The 20,582-nt window shown below is 73.5% G+C and carries 21 protein-coding genes; 11 read left to right on the forward strand and 10 right to left on the reverse strand.

The features are described 5' to 3' along the window. Positions 1 to 205: 205 nt before the first annotated feature. Positions 206 to 1,090 (reverse strand): alpha/beta hydrolase, encoded by an 885-nt coding sequence (locus tag CK485_RS26815; protein ID WP_109454526.1) that lies wholly within the window; start codon positions 1,088 to 1,090, stop codon positions 206 to 208. Positions 1,091 to 1,212: 122 nt separating this feature from the next. Here CK485_RS26815 and CK485_RS26820 point away from each other — a divergent pair, with 122 nt between their 5' ends. Then, positions 1,213 to 2,217, forward strand: coding sequence for an aldo/keto reductase family protein (locus CK485_RS26820; RefSeq protein WP_109454527.1), 1,005 nt, complete (start codon positions 1,213 to 1,215; stop codon positions 2,215 to 2,217). 164 nt (positions 2,218 to 2,381) lie between these two features. Then, positions 2,382 to 3,158 carry a VOC family protein gene (locus tag CK485_RS26825; RefSeq protein ID WP_241968666.1) on the forward strand — a complete coding sequence of 259 codons (777 nt, stop codon included), beginning with the start codon at positions 2,382 to 2,384 and terminating at the stop codon, positions 3,156 to 3,158. A 46-nt stretch (positions 3,159 to 3,204) separates the two neighbouring features. Here the strand turns inward: CK485_RS26825 and CK485_RS26830 are convergent, their stop codons facing one another. The 3 genes from CK485_RS26830 to CK485_RS26845 all read right to left on the reverse strand — a co-directional run bounded on the left by CK485_RS26830 (position 3,205) and on the right by CK485_RS26845 (position 5,478). Continuing rightward, on the reverse strand, positions 3,205 to 3,966 hold the full coding sequence (locus tag CK485_RS26830) for a DUF4239 domain-containing protein (RefSeq protein ID WP_109454529.1): 762 nt from the start codon (positions 3,964 to 3,966) through the stop codon (positions 3,205 to 3,207). 58 nt (positions 3,967 to 4,024) lie between these two features. Next, positions 4,025 to 4,882 carry a hypothetical protein gene (locus tag CK485_RS28865; RefSeq protein WP_158288251.1) on the reverse strand — a complete coding sequence of 286 codons (858 nt, stop codon included), beginning with the start codon at positions 4,880 to 4,882 and terminating at the stop codon, positions 4,025 to 4,027. Positions 4,883 to 5,280: 398 nt separating this feature from the next. Further along, the gene (locus CK485_RS26845; protein ID WP_241968634.1) at positions 5,281 to 5,478 is read right to left on the reverse strand and encodes a hypothetical protein; all 198 of its coding nucleotides are present in this window, start codon (positions 5,476 to 5,478) and stop codon (positions 5,281 to 5,283) included. A gap of 255 nt (positions 5,479 to 5,733) precedes the next feature. Between CK485_RS26845 and CK485_RS26850 the strand changes: the two genes are divergently transcribed. Further along, complete coding sequence (locus tag CK485_RS26850; protein WP_109454532.1) at positions 5,734 to 6,141, forward strand: hypothetical protein; 408 nt, start codon at positions 5,734 to 5,736, stop codon at positions 6,139 to 6,141. 195 nt (positions 6,142 to 6,336) lie between these two features. After that, on the forward strand, positions 6,337 to 6,528 hold the full coding sequence (locus CK485_RS26855) for a hypothetical protein (RefSeq protein ID WP_109454533.1): 192 nt from the start codon (positions 6,337 to 6,339) through the stop codon (positions 6,526 to 6,528). 179 nt (positions 6,529 to 6,707) lie between these two features. Here the strand turns inward: CK485_RS26855 and hpnH are convergent, their stop codons facing one another. After that, on the reverse strand, positions 6,708 to 7,712 hold the full coding sequence (hpnH, locus tag CK485_RS26860; protein WP_109454534.1) for an adenosyl-hopene transferase HpnH: 1,005 nt from the start codon (positions 7,710 to 7,712) through the stop codon (positions 6,708 to 6,710). Positions 7,713 to 7,829: 117 nt separating this feature from the next. On the opposite strand from hpnH, the gene CK485_RS26865 reads away from it, so the two are divergent. Beyond that, the gene (locus CK485_RS26865; protein WP_109454535.1) at positions 7,830 to 8,480 is read left to right on the forward strand and encodes a TetR family transcriptional regulator; all 651 of its coding nucleotides are present in this window, start codon (positions 7,830 to 7,832) and stop codon (positions 8,478 to 8,480) included. Positions 8,481 to 8,507: 27 nt separating this feature from the next. Here CK485_RS26865 and CK485_RS26870 read toward each other — a convergent pair whose 3' ends face one another. From CK485_RS26870 to CK485_RS26885, 4 genes are read right to left on the reverse strand one after another with little or no spacing between them, the layout of a single operon-like run. Then, positions 8,508 to 9,776 (reverse strand): histidine kinase, encoded by a 1,269-nt coding sequence (locus CK485_RS26870; RefSeq protein ID WP_109454778.1) that lies wholly within the window; start codon positions 9,774 to 9,776, stop codon positions 8,508 to 8,510. Continuing rightward, the gene (locus CK485_RS26875; protein WP_109454536.1) at positions 9,773 to 11,299 is read right to left on the reverse strand and encodes a cation acetate symporter; all 1,527 of its coding nucleotides are present in this window, start codon (positions 11,297 to 11,299) and stop codon (positions 9,773 to 9,775) included. Before CK485_RS26875 ends, CK485_RS26870 begins: the two co-directional genes overlap by 4 nt. Further along, positions 11,296 to 11,712 carry a hypothetical protein gene (locus CK485_RS26880; RefSeq protein WP_109454537.1) on the reverse strand — a complete coding sequence of 139 codons (417 nt, stop codon included), beginning with the start codon at positions 11,710 to 11,712 and terminating at the stop codon, positions 11,296 to 11,298. The genes CK485_RS26875 and CK485_RS26880 overlap by 4 nt, the downstream gene beginning before the upstream one ends. After that, on the reverse strand, positions 11,709 to 12,626 hold the full coding sequence (locus CK485_RS26885; RefSeq protein WP_241968635.1) for a LytTR family DNA-binding domain-containing protein: 918 nt from the start codon (positions 12,624 to 12,626) through the stop codon (positions 11,709 to 11,711). Before CK485_RS26885 ends, CK485_RS26880 begins: the two co-directional genes overlap by 4 nt. A 371-nt stretch (positions 12,627 to 12,997) precedes the next feature. Between CK485_RS26885 and CK485_RS26890 the strand changes: the two genes are divergently transcribed. The 6 genes from CK485_RS26890 (at position 12,998) to CK485_RS26915 (ending at position 19,260) form a co-directional block, all read left to right on the forward strand. After that, the gene (locus tag CK485_RS26890; RefSeq protein ID WP_109454538.1) at positions 12,998 to 13,630 is read left to right on the forward strand and encodes an acetate uptake transporter family protein; all 633 of its coding nucleotides are present in this window, start codon (positions 12,998 to 13,000) and stop codon (positions 13,628 to 13,630) included. A gap of 62 nt (positions 13,631 to 13,692) precedes the next feature. Continuing rightward, positions 13,693 to 15,654: an acetate--CoA ligase gene (gene acs, locus CK485_RS26895; RefSeq protein ID WP_109454780.1), complete on the forward strand. Its 1,962-nt coding sequence runs from the start codon at positions 13,693 to 13,695 to the stop codon at positions 15,652 to 15,654. A 327-nt stretch (positions 15,655 to 15,981) separates the two neighbouring features. Then, positions 15,982 to 17,421 (forward strand): Na+/H+ antiporter NhaA, encoded by a 1,440-nt coding sequence (gene nhaA, locus CK485_RS26900; protein ID WP_109454539.1) that lies wholly within the window; start codon positions 15,982 to 15,984, stop codon positions 17,419 to 17,421. Positions 17,422 to 17,491: 70 nt separating this feature from the next. Beyond that, on the forward strand, positions 17,492 to 17,968 hold the full coding sequence (locus tag CK485_RS26905) for a phage holin family protein (protein ID WP_109454540.1): 477 nt from the start codon (positions 17,492 to 17,494) through the stop codon (positions 17,966 to 17,968). 70 nt (positions 17,969 to 18,038) lie between these two features. Continuing rightward, a complete protein-coding gene (locus CK485_RS26910; RefSeq protein WP_109454541.1) occupies positions 18,039 to 18,959 on the forward strand; it encodes an alpha/beta hydrolase in 921 nt (306 codons plus the stop codon). Between the two features lie 118 nt (positions 18,960 to 19,077). Continuing rightward, complete coding sequence (locus CK485_RS26915) at positions 19,078 to 19,260, forward strand: hypothetical protein (protein ID WP_109454542.1); 183 nt, start codon at positions 19,078 to 19,080, stop codon at positions 19,258 to 19,260. Between the two features lie 111 nt (positions 19,261 to 19,371). Here the strand turns inward: CK485_RS26915 and CK485_RS26920 are convergent, their stop codons facing one another. Continuing rightward, positions 19,372 to 20,574, reverse strand: a complete 1,203-nt coding sequence (locus CK485_RS26920) for a MarP family serine protease (protein WP_109454543.1) — start codon at positions 20,572 to 20,574, stop codon at positions 19,372 to 19,374. Positions 20,575 to 20,582 lie beyond the last annotated feature (8 nt).

The raw sequence follows: 20,582 nt of genomic DNA on the forward strand, positions 1-20,582 counted from the left end.
GTACCCAACGCCCGCCGCGCGCACCGGCATTGTCACCGGTACGTGGGCGAGTCCCGCAGCAGGCGTGCCCGCCGCGTGGACGGGGCCCGCCCGAGCGACGGCTTCGGGCGGCCCGTCGAGGTCTCCCGGCTGGACGGCCGCCGGCCGGCCCGCTCGGGACGCGCGCTGCCGGCGTGAAGGACCGCGCCGCTCGCGGCCCGGCGGCTCACCAGCCCTCGGTGAGCCTCCGCGCCACCACCTCGGCCCCGGTGCCCATCAGGATCGTGTAGTGATTGGCTCCCGGAACCAGTTCGGTACGCAGTCCCGGAGCCCTCTCGCGCCACGCGGCGACCAGTTCCTGCGGAAGCATCCCGGGCGCCTCGCCGAACATGCCGAGTGGCGCGTAGGCCAACAGGGCGTCCACCGCTAGCCGTTGGAGGTCCTCGCCGAGCGAGGCCGCCGACGCGAGCAGGTCCCGGCCGTCGACGCGGACCGCCTCCGGCCGCACCCGGGACCTCAACCGCCCTTCGGGACCGGTCAGATCGGCGCGGACGTACGCCTCGACGTCGCCGTTCCAGTGCGGCCCCAGCGCGGGGTGGGCCCGGAAGAACTCCACGTAGGCGTCCGGACTCTCGTACGTCATCCCTAGCCGTGCGATCGCCGGGCCGAGGGAGGCGTCGAGCAGCGCGTCGAGGTCGGCACCCGCCGGGACCGGCAGCGGGAGCCCGCCGTCCACCAGCAGGACGCGGTCGAAGAGTTCGGGGCGAGCGGCGGCGGCGCGCACGGCCGCGTAGGCGCCCATGGAGTGCCCGGTCAGCGTGACGGGGGCGCCGCCGCCCAGATGCCGCGCCGCCGCGCACAGGTCCTCGGCGTGCCGCGCCAGCCCGTAGGGCCCGGGCTCCCCGGCGCTGCCGCCCCGGCCGCGCAGGTCGACGGCGACCAGGGTCCAGTCGGCGGGCAGCAGGCGGGCCACGGCGCGGAAGGCGAGCGCCGAGCCGGTGATGCCGTGCGCCGCGAGCGCGATCCGCGGTCCGTCACCGAACCGCAGGGCGTGCAGACGGCCGTCCCCGACCGGGATCGACGACTCCGCGGGCTGCTCCACCACGGCCATGGCTCTCCTCCCGTACGCCTCCGGCCACCCGGACCCCCGGGCGTCCCGGCAACCCCGGCGGCCGGACACCCGGGCGCCGCTGACGACCCGACCTCGGTCGGCTCGTTCTAGATTGAACCACCATGGAATACCGTCACCTCGGCCGCAGCGGCCTGGTCATCAGCGAGATCGCCTACGGAAACTGGCTCACCCACGGCTCCCAGGTGGAGGAGGACGCCGCGACCGCGTGCGTGCGCGCGGCGCTCGACGCCGGGATCACCAGCTTCGACACCGCCGACGTCTACGCCGGCACCCGCGCCGAATCCGTCCTCGGCCGCGCCCTGAAGGGCGAACGCCGCGAAGGGCTGGAGATCTTCACCAAGGTCTTCTGGCCGACCGGCCCCGGCCACAACGACCGCGGCCTGTCGCGCAAGCACATCATGGAGTCCATCGACAACTCGCTGCGCCGCCTCCAGACCGACCACGTCGACCTCTACCAGGCGCACCGCTTCGACCTGTCGACCCCGCTGGAGGAGACGATGGAGGCCTTCGCCGACGTGGTGCGGGCCGGCAAGGCGCACTACATCGGGGTCTCCGAGTGGACCGCCGACCAGATCCGGCGGGCGCACGCCCTCGCCCGCGAGCTGCGGGTGCCCCTGGTCTCCAGCCAGCCGCAGTACTCCATGCTGTACCGGGTCATCGAGTCCGAAGTGGTCCCCGCGTGCGAGGAGTTGGGCATCGGTCAGATCGTCTGGTCGCCGATCGCGCAGGGCGTGCTCACCGGCAAGTACCAGCCGGGCAAGCAGCCGCCCGCCGGATCGCGCGCCACCGACGACAAGGGCGGCGCCGACATGATCGGCCGCTTCCTGCGCGACGAGGTGCTCGAACGCGTGGCGCGGCTGCGCCCGCTGGCCGAAGAGACGGGCCTGTCGCTCGCCCAGCTGGCGGTCGCCTGGGTGCTGCGGCAGCCGGGTGTCTGCGCCGCGATCGTCGGCGCCTCCCGGCCCGAGCAGGTGACGGAGAACGCGAAGGCTGCGGGCGTGCGGCTGGACGCGGAGCTGCTGAAGCGGATCGACGAGATCATCGCGCCGGTCGCGGTCACCGATCCGCTCAAGACCCACGAGATGACTCCGCCCCGCCGCCTTTGAGCCTGCCCGCGGGAGCCGGGCGGCCGGACGCGAGGGCGCCCGGCCGCCCGCCCGGGGGACGGAGTCGCGCGGCGCCCTGGGAGCGGGCTTAAGCTGTACGCGGCCCTTGGGGCCTGTGTACCGGATTGCCCGCCCGCGGTCGGGAGTGTGCTGACGTGACCGGAATGCCGAAGGAGTGCGTGCCGGGGGCTCCCTGCTGGGTGAGCCTGATGGCGCGCGACCTCGACGCGGCCACGGGCTTTTACGGCCCGCTGTTCGGCTGGCACTTCGAGCCCGGGCCGGAGCGCTGGGGGCCTTATCTGCGGGTGCACTCCGGTGACTGGGAGGTCGCGGGCATCGGCGCGGTGGCGGCCCGCTGGGAGCTGCCGGTCGCGTGGACCACCTACTTCGGTACCGACAACGCCGACCGCACCGCCGACGCGATCCGCGAGCGGGGCGGGACGGTGGCGGTGGGGCCGCTGGAGTTCGACGCCGGCCGGCTGGCGCTGGCCGCCGATCCGGCGGGCGCCTCGTTCGGCGTCTGGGAGGGCGCGCAGGGCCGCCCGCAGCGCTCCCAGCCCATAGGCGCCCCGGTCTGGATCCAGTTGCGCACCCGTGACGCCTTCGCCTCCGCGCTCTTCTACGGAGGCGTGTTCGCGTGGGACGACGCCGATCCCCAGCGGTACGAGGTGGTCTGGGAGCACGACCGGGTCGTGCTGCGGGTCGACGGGCACAGCGTCGCCGCGTTGTCCGGCGGCGGCACGGAGGCGGCGGCCGACCCCCGGGTGCGGCCTCGGTGGCACGTGTACTTCTCGGTCCAGGACGTGGACGCCACGGTGGAACTCGCCGCCAAACTCGGCGGCGAGATCACCGGTGAGCCGGAGAACTCCGCCTACGGCCGGGTCGCGGGGCTGCGCGACCCGGAGGGCGGGCTGTTCTCCCTGATCAGCGGGCACTACTGAGGCGTGGACGGCCGCACGCGGCGGGGTGCCGCGCCGCGGCCGGGCCTCATACCGGGAAGTAGCTGGTGAAGGCGCTCTTGCCGACCGCGAAGACTCCGCTGAACGGCTGGTTGAGCTGCTGGATGAGCAGGATCAGGAAGACCATGAACCCGCCGAGCACCATCGCCATCACCAGATGGCTCCCACTGCGCTGAACCCCGAAGACGAACATGAACGCGAGCGTGAGGATGCCGCCGACGAACATGCCCGCCCACAGCACGTCCGACAGGCTGCTCTGCGCGTCGCTCGCACGGCCCCTGCGGGCCTGGTCCAGCGTGGAGAGCTGGGAGATGGCCTCCTGCCCGGCGTTCTGCTGGGCGGACGTGGCGTTGGCGGCCGGCGCCGTCTCGTAGGTGTCGCGCAGCTTGTCCAGCAACTGCCACCCGGCGGGCCCGAGTGACTCGTGCTTGGCCATCCGGGGCCACTCGACGGCGGTCACCTGGTGGGCGTAGGCGTTGACGGTGGTGCGGATCTCCTGCTGGCCGGCGGGCGGCAGGGCGTCGCTGAGCAGGTAGACCTGGTGCAACGCGCCGGCCTCGGTGGAGATGTCGGACTCTGCGCTGGAGTGGGTGTCCCACACCGAGACCAGGGCCAGGCCCAGGACGAGCGCGTAGATCACGCCGACCATCATCGAGATGTACTCGGCGACGTCGTCACTCGGCTCGTCGTCCGCCTTGAGCGGGAAGAAGCGGTGCTTGAGGACGACGCAGACGGCGGCCACCAGGGCGCCGCCCGCGACGATCGCTACGGTGCTGAGCAGATGGGACAAGGGTTCTCCTCGGGAGATCACCGGTGGCCGAGGTGGCGGCCGCCGGCGGGGTGGACGATCACCGGGAACGGGACATCGCGCGGGCGCCCGCGGCGACGGCGGCCACGGCGGCCGGAAGCAGGACGAGGAAGAGCGCGGCGGGCGTGCTCATCCCGCCCCCTGCGGGACTTTGCGCCTGCGGCGTCATCCGCAGGTACGCCGTGCGCGCCGTCGGCGTGGGCCTGGGCGTCGGAGGCGCGGCTGGCTTCGGCACCGGGAGGGCGACCAGGCGCGGCGCGGGCGTCGGCGCGGGGCTCGGCGGCGGCATGTGCGGCGCGGGCCTGGGCGGCGCGGGCCTGGGCGGCGCGACCGGCCGCGGCCGGGGTGTCGGCCGCGGCGCGGGCGGGACGGGCCTGCGGCAGTCGTGGTCGGCAAGCCCGGTCAGCCGCCGCAGCTCCGAGGCGTCGCCCCGGGTGCGCACGACGGCTTCGGCGCCACCCACGTCGACCACGAGCAACGGTGCGCACGCCACCCGGCGCACGGCGACCTCGCAGCCAAGCGGTCCGCCGTGGACGGCGACGGCGAACCCGATGCCGTGCGGGCAGCGCACCGCTGCCCGGGCCGCCGCGAGTCCCGGCAGCCGGAACCTGGCGTCCCCGCGCGGCATCCCGCCGTACGGGAACCCGTCATGCGGTGCGGCCTGGCCACGGCGGGACGCGGGCGTGCGCACCGCGCTCCCGTGTGCGACCCGCGGCGCCGGGCCGTGCCGGGGCATCGCGGGCATCCGGGTCGGCAGCCCGCTCATCCTGGGCATGCGCGGCATCGGCACGGGCGAGCCGCCGCCGGGCCAGCCGAGCGCCGCGCCCGCGGTCCCGGCCGCCAGCACGATGACGCAGCCCAGCAGCAGCGCCGGTGCCCCCCGGATCAACAGTCGCACCGCCCGTCCGCGGCGCCTGCCGGGTGCCGGAAGGCGCCGACGGCGTTCGTTCCACGACCGCGCGGGACCACCCGGTCGTCGTGAGGCATGACTCGGCCAGCGCACAGCGGCACCGCCCCCTCCTGCGTGCTCCCTGTGGGCACGCCGGTCACCACGGCGTGCCGCTCCCCCGGGGCGCGGCGTCCGCACCGACGCGGTCCGGCCCCCTGTGCCGCAGCCTGTCCCGGGACGTGCCGGCGCACGCCGACACGCCGGGGGAGTTCATGCGATAGGCGGACGAGGGCGGCCGGGAGGTTTGCGGGACGCGCGAGCGGGTGCGGAGCAGGTGGCGGGGGCGGGCGGGCCGGAACCCGGCGCCGGGGGCAGCGGGCCGGGACCCGGCCTCGGGGCGCAGGTGGCTAGCGCGCGTCGTCGGCGACCGGCCAGGGAGCCTGCCCGGCCAGTTCCGCCCACTCCACGTCGTCACGAGCCGGGACGCTCCGCCCAGCCAGGACCCAACCTTGGGCCAGCGCTTCGTAGATGGGCGCGTCAGGGATGCGCGGAATCGATTCTTCCCGCTTCCTGAGCGGCCTCCAGTACATCGTCATGGTGGTCATGCACCAACAACGCCGGGGCCCGGAGCGGGTCACACGAGGCCCCGCGCGTTCACCCGCTCCGGGGGCCCGGCTCACGTCTGTTCGACCCCGCTCACACCACCCGGCGACCTCCGCCGCGCCTATTACAAGACAGTGACATAGCAGGCCGCAACGATTTTCCTGTGTGCGCCGTCTAACCACCTGAGACCGCGCCAATCAGCCCGGATGAGCGGATAACGGCGCGAACCATGAAGTTCTCAGTGAAAAGGACTCGACATGATCGTCACCAAGCGGAACTCGCTGCGTCTGGCCGCCGTCGGTGCGATGGGCGCCGTCACCCTCGCGCTGGCCGGCACCACGGCGATGGCCGCGACTCCCGCCGCGCACCACCAGGCGGCCGTCACCGCGGCCCGCGCGTCGCTCACCGCCAAGCCCTCGGTCACCACCGTGAAGGCCTGGCAGCAGTTCCGGGTGACCGGCACCGCCACCGGCCTCAAGGCGGGCAGCAAGGTGACCCTCCAGCAGGTCCAGCACGGCAAGTGGGTCACCCTGCCGGCCAGCACCACCGTGACCCGCTCCGGCGCCTACTCGCTCCGCGTCGAGCTGGGTCTGAAGGGCAAGAACCAGCTGCGCATGGTCAGCGGAAGCACCGTCTCCGCGGTCTTCGACGTCACCGTGCGCTGACGGCCTCACGCCCCACTCCACCCGGATGCCCCGGCGACCGCCCGCCGGGGCATCCGCGCGCCCGTCCCCGCCCGCACACCCGGCGCGCGGGCCCGCGTGAACGTCCGCCCGTACGCATACGTACGACATGCGCCGGGCGGCGCCGCGTGCCAGCCTGGTGGCGCCCGTAGCGTTGAGTTCTCAGGAGGTACGGACATGGCTGCCGGGGACGACCTCAAGCGCGACGAGTTCAAGCGCAAGGCCAAGGAGATGGCGGAGAAGGCCCGGGCGGCGGCCCAGCGCGAGAAGGCGCGGGGCGGCGGTACGACCGGGGAGCGGGCCGAGGGCGGCGGCACTGGCACCGCACGGCGCGACGACGCCCGGGAGAGCGGATCGGGACGGCGGTAGCTGCGCGGGGCCGTCCGGGCCCGTCGCCGGGGCGGCGGGGAGTGGCGCTCCCCCGCCGTCGCCGACGGTGGTCAGGGCCCGGCCGGTGCGGGTGGGGCGGGTGCCCCGCGCGGCTGCGGCCTCGCCGCGCCTCCCACCACCTGGCCGGGCGGTCGGGGAAGATCGTGGAGAACCGGGGGTCAGTGCGCCGTGACGGCCCGCAGCGACTCCTTCAGGGAGCCCATCGTGGCCAGTACGGCCGTCGGCTCGTAGCCGCAGTGCGCCATGCAGTTGTCGCACCGCGGGTCCTTGCCCCGGCCGTACTTGTCCCAGTCGGTCTCCTCCAGCAGCTCCTGGTAGGTCTCCGCGTACCCGTCGGACATCAGGTAGCAGGGCCGCTGCCAGCCGAACAGGGAGTACGACGGGATCGCCCAGGGGGTGCACTCGAAGTCCGTGCGCCCTTCGAGGAAGTCCAGGTACAGCTCGGAGTGGTTCAGTCGCCACTTGCGGCGGCGCCCTTCGCCGAACGCCTTGCGGAACAGCTGGCGGGTCTGTTCCACGCCGAGGAAGCGGTCCTGGTCGGGCGCCTTCTCGTACGCGTAGCCCGGGGAGATCTCCATCCGGTCGACCTTCAGCTCGTCGTTGAGGTAGTCCAGCACCTCGATGACGTCCTGCGGGCTGTCGTTGTTGAAGAACGTCGAGTTGGTGTAGACGGCGAAACCCGCCGCCTTGGCCTGCCGGATGGCCTCGATCGCCTGGTCGAAGACGCCTTCCTTGCTCACCGACTCGTCGTGCCGCTCGCGCAGTCCGTCGATGTGCACCATCCAGGCGAAGTTGCGGTGCGGGCGGAACTTGTGGAGGTGCTTGGGCAGCAGCACCGCGTTGGTGCACAGCACGACGAACTTGCCGCGGGAGAGCAGCTCCCGGGTCATCACGTCGATCTGGGGATGCATCAGCGGCTCGCCACCGGCCAGCGACACCATCGGGGCGCCGCACTCCTCCACGGCTCCGATCACCTGCGCCACCGGCATCCGCTTCTTCAGCACTCCGGCGGGGTGCTGGATCTTGCCGCAGCCGTTGCACTTGAGATTGCAGGCGAAGAGCGGTTCCACCTCGACGATGAGCGGGAACTTCTCCCGGCGCAGCAGCTTCTGCTTGACCAGATAGGTGCCCATCTTGACGGTGAGGTTGAGCGGGAGTCCCATCGCGTCTCCGTTCCCGAGCCGCCGCGGGCTCTGGCCGGTGCGGCGGGGACCGGTGGTGCGAAGGCCGATCCCCTCTACCCCTACCAACATACAGTCTGTATGGAACAGGATGTACGTATGAAGGGACCCCGATTCCCCGGCGGGCGGGCCAGCCGCCGCACCGAGCACGTCACCGACACCCGGCGCGCCCTGATGGAGGCGGCCAGGACGCTGTTCGCCGAGCGCGGGTACGCGGCGACCGGCACGGAGGACATCGTGGGGGCCGCCCGGGTGACGCGGGGTGCGCTCTACCACCACTTCCGCGACAAGGCGGACCTGTTCCGCGCGGTCATGGCGGAGTGCGCGCAGGAGATGGCGGAGCGACTGGTCGAGCAGGAGACCCGCAGGGCCGAGGCGCATCCCGGTGACGCCTGGCAGCTGCTGCGCAGCGGGTTCCAGTCGTTCCTGGACGCGTGCACGGACGCCGACTTCCAGCGGATCGTGCTCATCGAGGGGCCGGCCGTGCTGGGGCACAGTGCCTGGGACGCGCTGGTGGAGCAGCACGGCTACCTGCTGCTCGCGGAGGCGCTCACAGAGTCGATCCAGGAGGGCCGGATCGAGGACCTGCCGGTGGCGCCGCTGACCCGCATGCTGGCCGCGCTGATCTCCGAGGCCAGCTTGTACATCGCGCGCTCCGAGGACACCGCCCGGGCCCGTGAGGAGGCCGGGCTGGTCCTGGACCGCATGCTGGCGGGCCTGGCCAGCCCGGCCGTCGCCAGCGGCGCGTGAGCGCGGGACGCTCCGGCCGCGGGCGCGTCAGGCGGGCCAGGGCGGCGCGGCGGCGTCCGCGGGCGCGGCTCGGACACCGGGGCGGTACTTCGGGATGCGCACGGTGATCCTCATGCCCGCGCCCGGCGCGGTCTCCATGACCAGGCCGTACGCGGCGCCGTAGGTCTGGCGCAGCCGCTCGTCGACGTTGGCCAGGCCGATGCCGGTGCGGGGGCCGCCGTCGCCGCGCAGGACCGCGCGCAGCCGGACCGGGTCCATGCCCGCGCCGTCGTCCTCGATCACCACGCGCGCCTGGGCGCCCTCGTCGGCGGCGGTGATGGTGACGCGGCCGTGGTCGGCTCGGCCCTCGACGCCGTGCTTGACGGCGTTCTCCACGAGGGGTTGCAGGCACAGGAAGGGCAGCGCGACGGGCAGCACCTCCGGCGCGATCCGCAGCGTCACCGCGAGCCGGTCGCCGAAGCGGGCGCGTACCAGGGCCAAGTACCGCTCGATGGAGTGAAGTTCCTCCGCGAGTGTGGTGAAGTCGCCGCTGGAGCGGAACGAGTACCTCGTGAAGTCGGCGAATTCCAGCAGGAGTTCGCGGGCCCGTTCCGGGTCGGTCCGGACGAAGGAGGCGATGGCGGCCAGCGAGTTGAAGATGAAGTGCGGGGAGATCTGCGCCCGCAGCGCTCGCGTCTCGGCGTTGCGCAGCCGCGTGCGCAACGCGTCGAGCCCGGCCAGTTCCAGCCGCGCCGAACACCATCGGGCCGCCTCGGCGACGTCCGGCGCGATGTCGGCCGCGTCCGCACGGACGTGGACGGCCAGCGCGCCGAGCACCCTGCCCTCCACCACGAGCGGGGCCGCGACGACCCGGAGCACGGCGCCGTAGGCGTCACCGTCCCGGTGGTCCCCGGTGCCGGTGTGGCGGCCCCGCCCACCTGGGGCCGGTGCCGGTGCCGGTGCCGTGGTCACCGTGCGACCTTCGTCCAGCGCCCGGCGGACGTGCCGCATCACCTCGGCGCGCCGGCCCTCGTCCGGGCCGTCCCACGCCAGCACGGCGTGCGTGTCGGTGAGGCAGACGGCGACGGCGTCCAGCGCGGGCCGCAGCGCGCGCACCGCCTTGCGTGCCGCCGCCTCCCCCAGGCCGTTCCGCAACGGTTCACTGGCCGCCGCCGCCACGCAGCCCACCGCGGACCTGCCCGCCTGACGCCGCGGCTCCCCCGCCCCCGCCAGCCGGCCCAGCACCGCGCCCAGGACGGCGGCGCCCCCGCAGACGAGCGCGCAGACGGCGAGTGGGACCCCCGCCTGGCCGCTCACCGGCCCGCCCGGCGCCACGGACGCGGGACGCCCGCCGGTCCGCGGGGCGTCGGCAGCACGGGCTCCGGGCCGTGCAGCCGGTGCATGGCAGCCGTGGTGCCGGGCGGGATCGCGCGGCGGGTGGCGAGCGAGACCGCGGTCATGGTGGCGAAGCCCGCCGGGACCGACCAGAGCGCGGGCCACGCCATCAGGGCCTGCGGCCAGCCGTGGCGGGGCCACCCGGCGATCGTGGCGGCGACCGCGCCCAGCGCGAGGCCGCCGCCCGCCAGCATGCCCGCGGCGGCGCCCGGCGGGGTCAGCCCGCGCCACCAGATGCCCAGCAGCAGCAGGGGGCAGAACGACGAGGCGGCCACCGCGAAGGCCAGCCCGACCGTGTCGGCCACCGGCGGACCGGCCGCCGAAAGGGTGAGCGCGGCCGGCACGGCCATCGCGAGCAGCACGGCCCAGCGGAACGACCGCGCCCCGACCGAGGGCAGCACGTCCTGGGCCAGCACCCCCGCCGTCGAGACGGTCAGCCCGCTGGAGGTCGACAGGAAGGCCGCGAACGCCCCGCCGACCAGGAGCGCCCCCAGCAGTTCTCCCCCGGTGCCCCCGATCATGCGCTGCGGCAGCACGAGCACCGCCGCGTCCGGGTCCCCGGTGGCGGCCAGGTCGGGCGCGTAGACCCGGGCCAGCGCGCCGTACAGCGGCGGCAGCAGGTAGAAGGCGCCGACCAGGACGAGGACCACCAGGGTGGTGCGGCGGGCGGCGCGGCCGTGCGGGCTGGTGTAGAAGCGCACGACGACGTGCGGCAGGCCCATCGCGCCGAGGAAGGTGGCGAGGATCAGCCCGTAGGTGGCGTACAGGGGATGGGGCCCGGTGCCGCCGCCGGTGACCGCCGCGTGGACGGCGGCCGGTGCGCCGGGGCTGCCGTCGCCGTGCCAGACCAGCAGCAGGAAGACGACGGGCACCAGCAGCGCGGTCAGCTTCAGCCAGTACTGGAACGCCTGGACGAGGGTGACGCTGCGCATGCCGCCCGCGGCCACGTTGGCGGCGACCACGAGCGACACCACGGCTCCACCGGCCCAGCGCGGCGCCCCGGTCGCCGTGCGCAACGCCAGCCCCGCGCCCTGGAGTTGGGGCAGCAGGTACAGCCAGCCGATCCCGACGACCAGGACCGCGGCGATCCGGCGCACCGCCACCGACTCCAGCCGGTCCTGCGCGAAGTCCGGCAGGGTGTAAGCGCCCGACCTGCGCAGCGGGGCCGCAACGAAGACCAGGAGCACGAGGTATCCGGCCGTGTAGCCGACCGGGTACCAGAGCATGTCCGCGCCGTGCGCCAGGACCAGGCCCGCGATGCCCAGGAAGGACGCGGCGGACAGGTACTCGCCGCTGATGGCCGCCGCGTTGAGTCCGGGCCGCACGGTGCGGGACGCGACGTAGAAGTCGTCGGTGGTGCGCGAGACGCGCAGGCCGAGGGCGCCGATCAGCACGGTGGCCAGCGCCACCAGGGCGACCGCCACGACGCCGTACGCGCCGCTCACCGTGGACCGCCGTCACCGTCGAGGCGCGGGGTCAGGCGCCCCGGCGGGCAGCGATCGGCTTGGTGCCGGGCCTCGTTGGCCTCGGCCCGGGCGACGTACCAGCGGCCGATGAGGTACATCAGCGGATAGCCCACGACGCCCAGCAGCGGCCAGGTCAGGGCCACACCGCCGATCCGGGCCCGGGAGACGGCCGGTACCCGGTCCAGCAGCAGGGGCAGCGTGCCGAGCGGCACCGCGAGGGCGGCCGCGGCGGTCAGGGCGGTGCGCAACTGCGCCCGCACCAGGGCACGCAGACGCGCGTCGTCCGGCGCGGACGGCCCGGCGTCCGTCCGCCCCGCCGCACCCGGGAGACCGTACGACGGCTCGCCACGGCCGCCGGTGACCACCTCCCGCCGCGCCGGGCCGCCCGTCAACTGCCGCCCCGCACGCGGTGTCCCGCGCCGCCGCGCACCAGCAGGTCGCGCAGCTCGCGGGCGTGGCGGCGGCTCACCGACAGCCGTTCGCCGCCCACCCTCACGCTCATGTTGCCGCCGTCCGTGCGCAGTTCGTCGATGGCCCACAGCGCCACCAGATAGCGGCGGTGCACCCGGACGAACCCGCGCTCGCGCCACCGCTCCTCCAGCGCGGACAGCGCGACACGCACCAGGTGGCCGCCCGTGCCGCCGACCGTGTGCAGCCGAGCGTAGTCGCCGTGCGCCTCCGCGTACGTCACTTCGCCGGGGCGCACGAAGCGGGTGACGCCGCCGAGTTCGACCGGGATCACCTCGTCCGCGGGGGCGCCGCGGGCCGTCACCGGTGTGCCGTGCACCAATTCGTCGACCCTGCGCACGGCCTCCGCGAGACGTTCGCGGCGGACCGGCTTGAGCAGGTAGTCGACCGCCTCCAGGTCGAAGGCCCGTACGGCGAACTCCTCGTGGGCGGTGACGAAGACGATCAGCGGCGGCCGGGCGAAGCGCCCCAGCAGCCGGGCCAGGTCAAGGCCGCCGAGGCCCGGCAGCCGGATGTCGAGGAAGACCGCGTCGAACGCCCCCGGCCCGTCCGCTCCGCCGCCCTCCGCTCCGCCACCGTACGCGCCCCCTGCGCACGCCCTGTCCCCGTACGCGCCGCCGCCCGCGCCGGCCGCGTGGCTCCCGTGCCGCGTGCCGCCGGTGGACCCGTACGGATCCGGACCGCCGAAGCCGTCGCCCGGGGCGCGGCCGAGTCGGCGCAGCACGTCGGTGGCGTCGGTCGCGCCGTCGGCCCGGGCGATCCGCGGGTCCGCGCGCAGCAGATAGAGCAGTTCCCCGAGCGCGGGAACCTCGTCGTCCACGGCCAGCACGCGCAGCATGGCGCCGGAGTCTAATTGAGCCGCCGCTGTGCCGGAGGGGGCCCACCGCGTGCGTCAACCACCCGTACCGCGTCTTCACTCCTGTCGGTGTGTCAGGACCGTTCGCCGCACCGGAGTGACCGTTCGGCGACGCCCGGTGGCGGGTCCCCTCGTTGCCCGTGTGTCGCGTTCCTAGCGTGACCGCCGGGCGCCGCTGTCCACGCGGGGGCCCGCGGTTCCGCGGCGGCGGCGCGACCCGTACGCCGTCCGGCCCGCGCCCGCGCGCACGCCCGCTCGTGAGCAGCCGTGACACCGCGCGTCCGTGGATCGCGACGACCTGAACCCGACGACCCCCGACGAGCCGAAGTTCCCGACGAGACAGGAGGCCAGCCATGGCCGGTACCGTTCCGCCCGCCGTTCCCGAGACCCCGTCGAGCCCGCCGCCCGCGGCGACCACCGGGACCGGCATCGCCGATCCGGCGGCGCTGGGTCTGGGCGCGTTCGCCACCACCACGTTCGTCCTGAGCTTCTTCAACGCCAACCTCATGAGCGCCACGCTCGCGGCCGTCGTGCTGCCGCTGGCGCTGACCTTCGGGGGGTTGGCCCAACTGCTGGCCGGCATGTGGGAGTTCCGCAACCGCAACACCTTCGGCGCGACCGCCTTCACCTCCTACGGCGCGTTCTGGCTGTCGTACGCGTTCTTCGCCCGGTACGTGGCGCCGACGCTGCCGCTGGCCACCGCGCACGAGGCGACCGGCCTGTACCTGCTGGTCTGGGGAATCTTCACGCTGTACATGACGGTCGCGGCGATGCGTGTCAACGGGGCCGTGCTCGGGGTCTTCGTGGCGCTGACGGTGACGTACATCCTCCTGGCGGCGGGCGAGTTCGCGCAGTCGCCCAACCTGGCCAAGGCCGGCGGCTGGGTCGGGCTGATCACCGCGGTCATCGCCTGGTACGCGTCGTTCGCCGTCGTGACGAACTCGACGTGGAAGCGTTCTGTGGTGCCCACCTGGCCGTTGTCCTGAAGCCCGCAGCACCGACCGGCGGTACCCGACCGCACAGCACGAACCAGTCCCCAGGAGTGATGGTGTCCGACGAAACGTTGTCGAACCTGCTGCGCGAGGAGCGGCGCTTCCCGCCCCCGCCCGAGCTGGCCGCCGCCGCCAACGTGACCTCCGAGGTGTACCAGCGGGCCGCCGCCGACCGGCCGGCCTTCTGGGCGCAGCAGGCGCGCAGGCTCAGCTGGGCGACCGAACCGAAGCAGACGGTGGACTGGTCGAATCCGCCGTTCGCCAAGTGGTTCGCGGACGGTGAGCTGAACGTCGCGTACAACTGCGTGGACCGGCACGTGGAGGCGGGGCTCGGGGACCGCGTGGCGCTGCACTTCGAGGGCGAGCCCGGTGACACCCGGGACCTCACCTACGCCCAGCTCAAGGACGAGGTGTGCAAGGCGGCCAACGCGCTGACCGGGCTGGGGGTGGAGAAGGGCGACCGGGTCGCGATCTACCTGCCGATGATCCCCGAGGCGGTGATCTCGATGCTGGCCTGCGCCCGTATCGGCGCGCCGCACTCGGTGGTGTTCGGCGGCTTCTCGGCGGAGGCGCTGGCCACCCGCATCGACGACGCCGACGCCCGGGTCGTGATCACCGCGGACGGCGGCTGGCGGCGCGGCAAGCCGTCCGCGCTCAAGCCCGCGGTGGACGAGGCGCTCACCCGGCCGGGCGCCGGGCGGGTGCGCAGCGTGCTGGTCGTGCGGCGCACCGGGCAGGACGTCGCCTGGCACGAGGGGCGCGACGTGTGGTGGCACGAGGTGGTCGAGGCGCAGTCCGCCGAGCACGAGCCGCAGGCGTTCGGCGCCGAGCACCCGTTGTTCATCCTCTACACGTCCGGCACGACGGGCAAGCCCAAGGGCATCCTGCACACCTGCGGTGGCTACCTCACCCAGGTCAGCTACACCCACCACGCCGTCTTCGACCTCAAGCCCGAGACGGACGTGTACTGGTGCAGCGCGGACATCGGCTGGGTGACCGGGCACTCCTACATCGTCTACGGGCCGCTGTCGAACGGGGCGACCCAGGTGATCTACGAGGGCACGCCGGACACCCCGCACCAGGGCCGCTGGTGGGAGATCATCGGCAAGCACCGGGTGTCGCTCTTCTACACGGCTCCCACCGCGATCCGCACCTGCATGAAGTGGGGCGAGGAGATCCCGGCGCGCTTCGACCTGTCCAGCCTGCGGGTGCTGGGCAGTGTGGGCGAGCCGATCAACCCCGAGGCGTGGATGTGGTACCGCAAGAACATCGGCGGGGACCGGTGCCCGATCGTGGACACCTGGTGGCAGACCGAGACCGGCGGCATGATGATCAGCCCGCTGCCGGGCGTGACGGCCACCAAGCCCGGTTCGGCGCAGACCCCGCTGCCCGGGATCGCGGCGACCGTCGTGGACGACGAGGGCCGTGAGGTGCCGAACGGTTCGGGCGGCTATCTGGTGCTCACCGAGCCGTGGCCCGGCATGCTGCGCACGATCTGGGGCGACGACCAGCGGTACCTCGACACCTACTGGTCGCGCTTCCAGGGGCGGTACTTCGCGGGTGACGGAGCGAAGAAGGACGACGACGGCGACATCTGGCTGCTCGGCCGGGTCGACGACGTGATGCTGGTGTCGGGGCACAACATCTCCACCACCGAGGTCGAGTCCGCCCTCGTCTCGCACCCCAAAGTCGCCGAGGCGGCGGTCGTCGGAGCGACGGACCCCACGACCGGGCAGGCCATCGTCGCGTTCGTCATCCTGCGCGGCAGCGCTCAGGACAGCGACGAGCTGACGGCGGAACTGCGGGACCACGTCGCCAAGGCGCTCGGGCCGATCGCCAAGCCCAAGCGCATCCTGACCGTCGCCGAGCTGCCGAAGACCCGTTCCGGCAAGATCATGCGACGGCTGCTGCGCGATGTCGCGGAGAACCGCGAGCTGGGCGACGTCACCACCCTCACCGACAGCACGGTCATGGACCTCATCCAGACCAAGCTGCCGACCGCGTCCAGCGAGGACTGACGCCCAGGCCGCGACACGACGGCCCGCGCCAACGCGCCAACGCGACGAGATGAGGGGTGTCCGGCGACCGCGCCGGGGCACCCCTCGCTCGTACCTGCCGTGCCAGGCCGCGCCGGACGCCCCGCGTCCGTTCCAGCCGCGCCGGGCCGCGCCCGGGCCCCCTCACCCGTTCCCTCGCCGGACAGGGGACGCCCTCACCCGTTCCGGTTAAGCTGGGGGCGCCGCGTCAAGGTCGCGGCAGAGTTTCGACGGTGCGCCGGGAAGTCTGGTCGGCACGGCGTACGCGACCCCGCGTACGCCCGGTGACAGACCTGGAGGCCGACCCTCGTGACGCAGTCCCACCGACGTTCCGTCTTCCTCGGCCTCCTGCCGTTGCCCGAGCGGAACTTCGTGGCGGACGCGTTGCGCACCGAGACGGTCGGCGGGGTGCTGCTGCTGGTCGCGGCCGTGCTGGCGCTGGTCCTCGCCAACACCCCGCTCAGCCACGGCTACGACACCGTGCGGGACTTCGCCTTCGGGCCCGCCGCGTTGCACCTGCACCTGAGCGTCGCGGCCTGGGCCACCGACGGATTGCTCACCCTCTTCTTCTTCGTCGCCGGGATCGAGCTGAAGCGCGAGCTGGTGGCGGGCGAGTTGCGGGAGCCGTCCGCCGCCGCGCTGCCGGTCGTGGCAGCCGTCTGCGGCATGGTGACGCCCGCGCTGGTCTACCTCGTCGTCAACGCAACGAGCGGCGGCGACCTGAAAGGGTGGGCGGTGCCGACCGCCACCGACATCGCGTTCGCGCTGGCGGTGCTGGCCGTGATCGGGACCGCGTTGCCGTCGTCGCTGCGGGCGTTCCTGCTGACGCTGGCCGTGGTGGACGACCTGCTCGCCATCCTGATCATCGCGGTCTTCTACACCTCCACGATCCACTTTCCCGCGCTGGGCCTGGCCGTCGCCGGCCTGGTGGTCTTCTGGGTGCTGCTGCGCAGGCGGGTGCGCGGGTGGTACGTGTACGTGCCGCTGGCGCTGGTGATCTGGGCGGCGATGCACGCGAGCGGTATGCACTCCACGATCGCCGGCGTCGCGATGGGCCTGATGTTGCGCTGCGACGTGCCGGCGACGGGCCACGGCAGCGCGGAAGGGTCAGGCCCGGGCCCCCTGGCCAAGACGCCGCCGTCGCAGGCCGAGCGTGTCGAGCACCTGGTACGGCCGTTGTCGGCGGGGGTGGCCGTGCCGTTGTTCGCGGTGTTCGCCGCCGGGGTGTCGCTGTCCGGCGGCGCGCTGCGCGGGGTCTTCACCAGCCCGGAGACGCTCGGCGTGGTCCTCGGGCTGGTCGTCGGCAAGGCGGTCGGCATCTTCGGCGGCTCGTGGCTGGCGGCCCGCTTCACCAGGGCGGAGCTGAACCCGGAGCTGGCGTGGGCGGACGTGTTCGCCGTGGCGTGCCTCGCCGGGATCGGCTTCACCGTCTCGCTGCTCATCGGTGAACTCGCCTTCCCCGGCGATCCGGTGCTGGCCGCGGAGGTCAAGGCCGCGGTGCTGGTCGGCTCGGTGATAGCGGCCACCGTGGCCTGCGTCCTGCTGAAGCTGCGCAACGCCAGGTACCGCGGGCTGTGCGCGGAGGAGGAGCGCGACGACGACGAGGACGGCATCCCCGACGTCTACGTGAGCGACCGCCCGGAGTACCACCTGCGGATGGCCGAAGTGCTGGAGGCGAAGGCCGCCGAGCACCGCCGCCTCGCAGAACTGGCCGGGCGCGTGACGAACGGGGACGATGGTCCGGCATGATCGATGCATCGATGCGGGGAGAGCGGGGAGACCCGTGCCGCGGGAACCGACAACACGACGGAGGGACGCGATGAGCGCATCCGACCAGGCCGACGAGCGGAGCCTCGGCCAGCTGGTCGCGGCGGCGACGGCGGAGATGTCCGCACTCGTCCATGACGAGATCGCGCTCGCCAAGGCCGAACTGCGGCAGGACGTCAAGCGGGCCGGCATCGGCGGCGGCGCGGGAGCCGCCGCGGGCGTGCTCGGGATGTTCTCCCTGCCGATGTTCTGCTTCGCGGCGGCGTACGGGATCCACAACCTCGGGCTGGGCCTGGCCTGGTCGTTCCTGATCGTCGGCGGTGCCCTCGTGCTCCTGGTCGGGCTGCTGTCGCTCTTCGCGGTCTCCAAGTTCAAGAAGGTCAAGCCGCCGGAGAAGTCGATCTCCTCGGTCAAGCAGACCGCGGCGGCGCTGCAGAGCGTCAAGCCGCACCCCCGTGAGGTCGGTTCCGCTGAGCACCCGCAGCTGACCGTTACGCCCACGGGCGCGACCGTCGAACGCAGCGCCTGACCGGCCGGAGGCCGACGAGACCGACCGGAGGAGGACGCGCCGTCGCGCCAGATGTGACACGCTCTGCGGCATGACGGTGGCTGACTCAACAGGCGTACGCGTCGACGGCCCGTGGACGCACCGCGAGGTCGCGGCCAACGGTGCCCGCTTCCACATCGCCGAGATGGGTGACGGCCCGCTGGTGCTGCTGGTGCACGGCTTCCCGCAGTTCTGGTGGGCGTGGCGGCACCAGCTCGTCGCGCTCGCCGACGCCGGGTTCCGCGCGGTCGCCATGGACCTGCGCGGCGTGGGGGGCAGCGACCGCACCCCGCGCGGTTACGACCCGGGGAACCTGGCGCTGGACGTGACCGGGGTGATCCGTTCGCTGGGCGAGCCGGACGCCGCGCTCGTCGGGCACGACCTGGGCGGCTACCTCGCGTGGACGGCGGCCGTGATGCGGCCGAAGCTGGTGCGGCGGCTCGCGGTGTGCTCGATGCCGCATCCGCGCCGGTGGCGGTCCGCGATGCTGGCCGACTTCCGGCAGTCCGCCGACAGTTCGTACATCTGGGGGTTCCAGCGGCCCTGGCTGCCCGAGCGGCGGCTGGTGGCGGACGACGCGGCGCTGGTCGGGCGGCTGGTCCAGGAGTGGTCGGGGCCGAAGCCGCTGGACGAGGAGGCGGTGGAGACGTACCGCAGGGCGATGCTGATCCCGTCCACCGCGCACTGCTCGATCGAGCCGTACCGGTGGCTGGTGCGGTCGATGGCGCGCCCGGACGGCGTGCAGTTCTACCGTCGGATGAAACGACCGGTGCGGGTGCCGACGCTGCATCTGCACGGTTCGCTGGACCCGGTGTCGCGGACCCGCAGTGCGGCCGGTTCCGGGGAGTACGTGGAGGCGCCCTACCGCTGGCGGCTCTTCGACGGGCTGGGCCACTTCCCGCACGAGGAGGACCCGGTGGCCTTCTCGACGGAGCTGGTCAACTGGCTGAAGGACCCCGAGCCGGACCGCTGAGACGACCCGGGCACCCGCTCGTACGACTGTCTGACGATACGCCACATGCCGCGCGCATAGGCCAATTGGCCCAGCGGGAGGCGGTTATCGACCATCAGGCCCGGGCACGTAGCTCGGTATGGGCTGGACGCACGACTACCGTGACGTATCACGCAACCACCCCGGCACCGCCGCCTCGGGACGCCCCGCGCCTCCCGCGGCCCTGGCCGGCCGGGAGCAGTTGCTGCCGCTGCCGCGCATCCTGCGCCGCCGGGCGCGCTGGGTCGGCGCCCGTCTGCGGCACACCGCCCGCACCCCTTGACCAAGGCGCTCCCCCGAAGCGCGGACCGCTGAAGGGCGCAGTCCTGGGGACAACCCTGGAGGGCGCAGCCCGCGGGGGACAGCCCTGGAGGGCGCAGCCCCGGCTGCGCCCCTAGAGCGCGCAGCCCTGGGTGTCGACCTGCCTGCTCGCCGTCCTGCCCGCCGTGATGTCCGAACGCACCTCGTGGGCGGTGAGCGCGTAGCCGGTCGAGTCGTCGTCCAGGGACTTGGCGAACACGACGCCGTAGACGCGGCCGTCCGGGGTGAGCAGCGGCCCGCCGGAGTTGCCCTGGCGGACGACGGTGTAGAGCGAGTAGACGTCACGGCTGACGTTGCCGCGCCGGTAGATGTCCGGGCCGTGCGCCTGGATGCGGGCGCGCACCCTGGCCGCCTGGACGTTGTAGCCGCCGTTCTCGGGGAAGCCCGCGACGATGGCACCGTCGCCGGTGTGCGCGGGCGACATGTCGAACTTCAGCGTGGGCGCGTCGAGTGACGGCACGTCGAGCACGGCGATGTCGCGCTGCCAGTCGTACAACACGACCTTGGCCGGATACAGCCTGCCCTCGCCGCCGATCTGCACGGTGGGGGCGCTGACCCCGCCGACCACGTGCGCGTTGGTCATGATGTGGTGCGGCGAGAAGACGAAGCCCGAGCCCTCGATCACCTTGCCGCAACCGGGCGCGGTCCCGACCACCTTGACGATGCTGCGGCGTGCCCGAGTCGCCGTCGCGCTGTTCGCGAGCGCCGGGTCGGGTGCCGGGACCGAGGTGATCGGCTCGGTGGAGAACGGGGTGAAGACCTGCGGGAAGCCGTTCTGCGCGAGGACGGAGGAGAAGTCGGCGAACCACATGTCGGCGCGCTCGGGGATCATCTGGGAGACGCCGGTCAGCACCTTCGAGGCGCGCACCTCACGGCCGATGGTCGGCAGCGCGGTGCCCGCCAGCGCCGAGCCGATCAGCCAGGCGACCAGCAGCATCGCCAGCACGTTGACCAGCGCGCCGCCGGTCGCGTCGACGGCCCGGGCGGGCGACCAGGTGATGCGGGTGCGCAGCTTGTTGCCCAGATGGGTGGTGAACGCCTGGCCCACCGAGGCGCACACGATGACTATCACCACGGCGGCGATGGCGGAGGCGGTGCCCGGCTCGGTGCCGGTGCCCATCACCTGGTCCCACAGCATGGGCAGCACGTAGATGGCGATCAGACCGCCGCCCAGGAACCCCAGTACCGACAGGATGCCGACGACGAAGCCCTGCCGGTACCCGATCACGGCGAACCACACAGCGGCGAGCGACAACAGGACGTCCAGCGCGTTCACCGGAACAC

The organism is Streptomyces sp. ICBB 8177 (assembly GCF_003144095.1).
Taxonomy (GTDB): domain Bacteria; phylum Actinomycetota; class Actinomycetes; order Streptomycetales; family Streptomycetaceae; genus Streptantibioticus_D.

What these genes read in the sequence shown, in the direction of transcription:
- CK485_RS26815 (WP_109454526.1), bottom strand. Translation starts at nt 1,090, where the DNA reads ATGGCCGTGGTGGAGCAGCCCGCGGAGTCGTCGATCCCGGTCGGGGAC.
- CK485_RS26910 (WP_109454541.1), top strand. Translation starts at nt 18,039, where the DNA reads ATGACGGTGGCTGACTCAACAGGCGTACGCGTCGACGGCCCGTGGACG.
- CK485_RS26855 (WP_109454533.1), top strand. Translation starts at nt 6,337, where the DNA reads ATGGCTGCCGGGGACGACCTCAAGCGCGACGAGTTCAAGCGCAAGGCC.
- CK485_RS26825 (WP_241968666.1), top strand. Translation starts at nt 2,382, where the DNA reads ATGCCGAAGGAGTGCGTGCCGGGGGCTCCCTGCTGGGTGAGCCTGATG.
- CK485_RS26845 (WP_241968634.1), bottom strand. Translation starts at nt 5,478, where the DNA reads ATGACCACCATGACGATGTACTGGAGGCCGCTCAGGAAGCGGGAAGAA.
- CK485_RS26820 (WP_109454527.1), top strand. Translation starts at nt 1,213, where the DNA reads ATGGAATACCGTCACCTCGGCCGCAGCGGCCTGGTCATCAGCGAGATC.
- CK485_RS26915 (WP_109454542.1), top strand. Translation starts at nt 19,078, where the DNA reads ATGGGCTGGACGCACGACTACCGTGACGTATCACGCAACCACCCCGGC.
- CK485_RS26905 (WP_109454540.1), top strand. Translation starts at nt 17,492, where the DNA reads ATGAGCGCATCCGACCAGGCCGACGAGCGGAGCCTCGGCCAGCTGGTC.
- hpnH (WP_109454534.1), bottom strand. Translation starts at nt 7,712, where the DNA reads ATGGGACTCCCGCTCAACCTCACCGTCAAGATGGGCACCTATCTGGTC.
- CK485_RS26885 (WP_241968635.1), bottom strand. Translation starts at nt 12,626, where the DNA reads ATGCTGCGCGTGCTGGCCGTGGACGACGAGGTTCCCGCGCTCGGGGAA.
- CK485_RS26865 (WP_109454535.1), top strand. Translation starts at nt 7,830, where the DNA reads ATGAAGGGACCCCGATTCCCCGGCGGGCGGGCCAGCCGCCGCACCGAG.
- CK485_RS26890 (WP_109454538.1), top strand. Translation starts at nt 12,998, where the DNA reads ATGGCCGGTACCGTTCCGCCCGCCGTTCCCGAGACCCCGTCGAGCCCG.
- CK485_RS26850 (WP_109454532.1), top strand. Translation starts at nt 5,734, where the DNA reads ATGATCGTCACCAAGCGGAACTCGCTGCGTCTGGCCGCCGTCGGTGCG.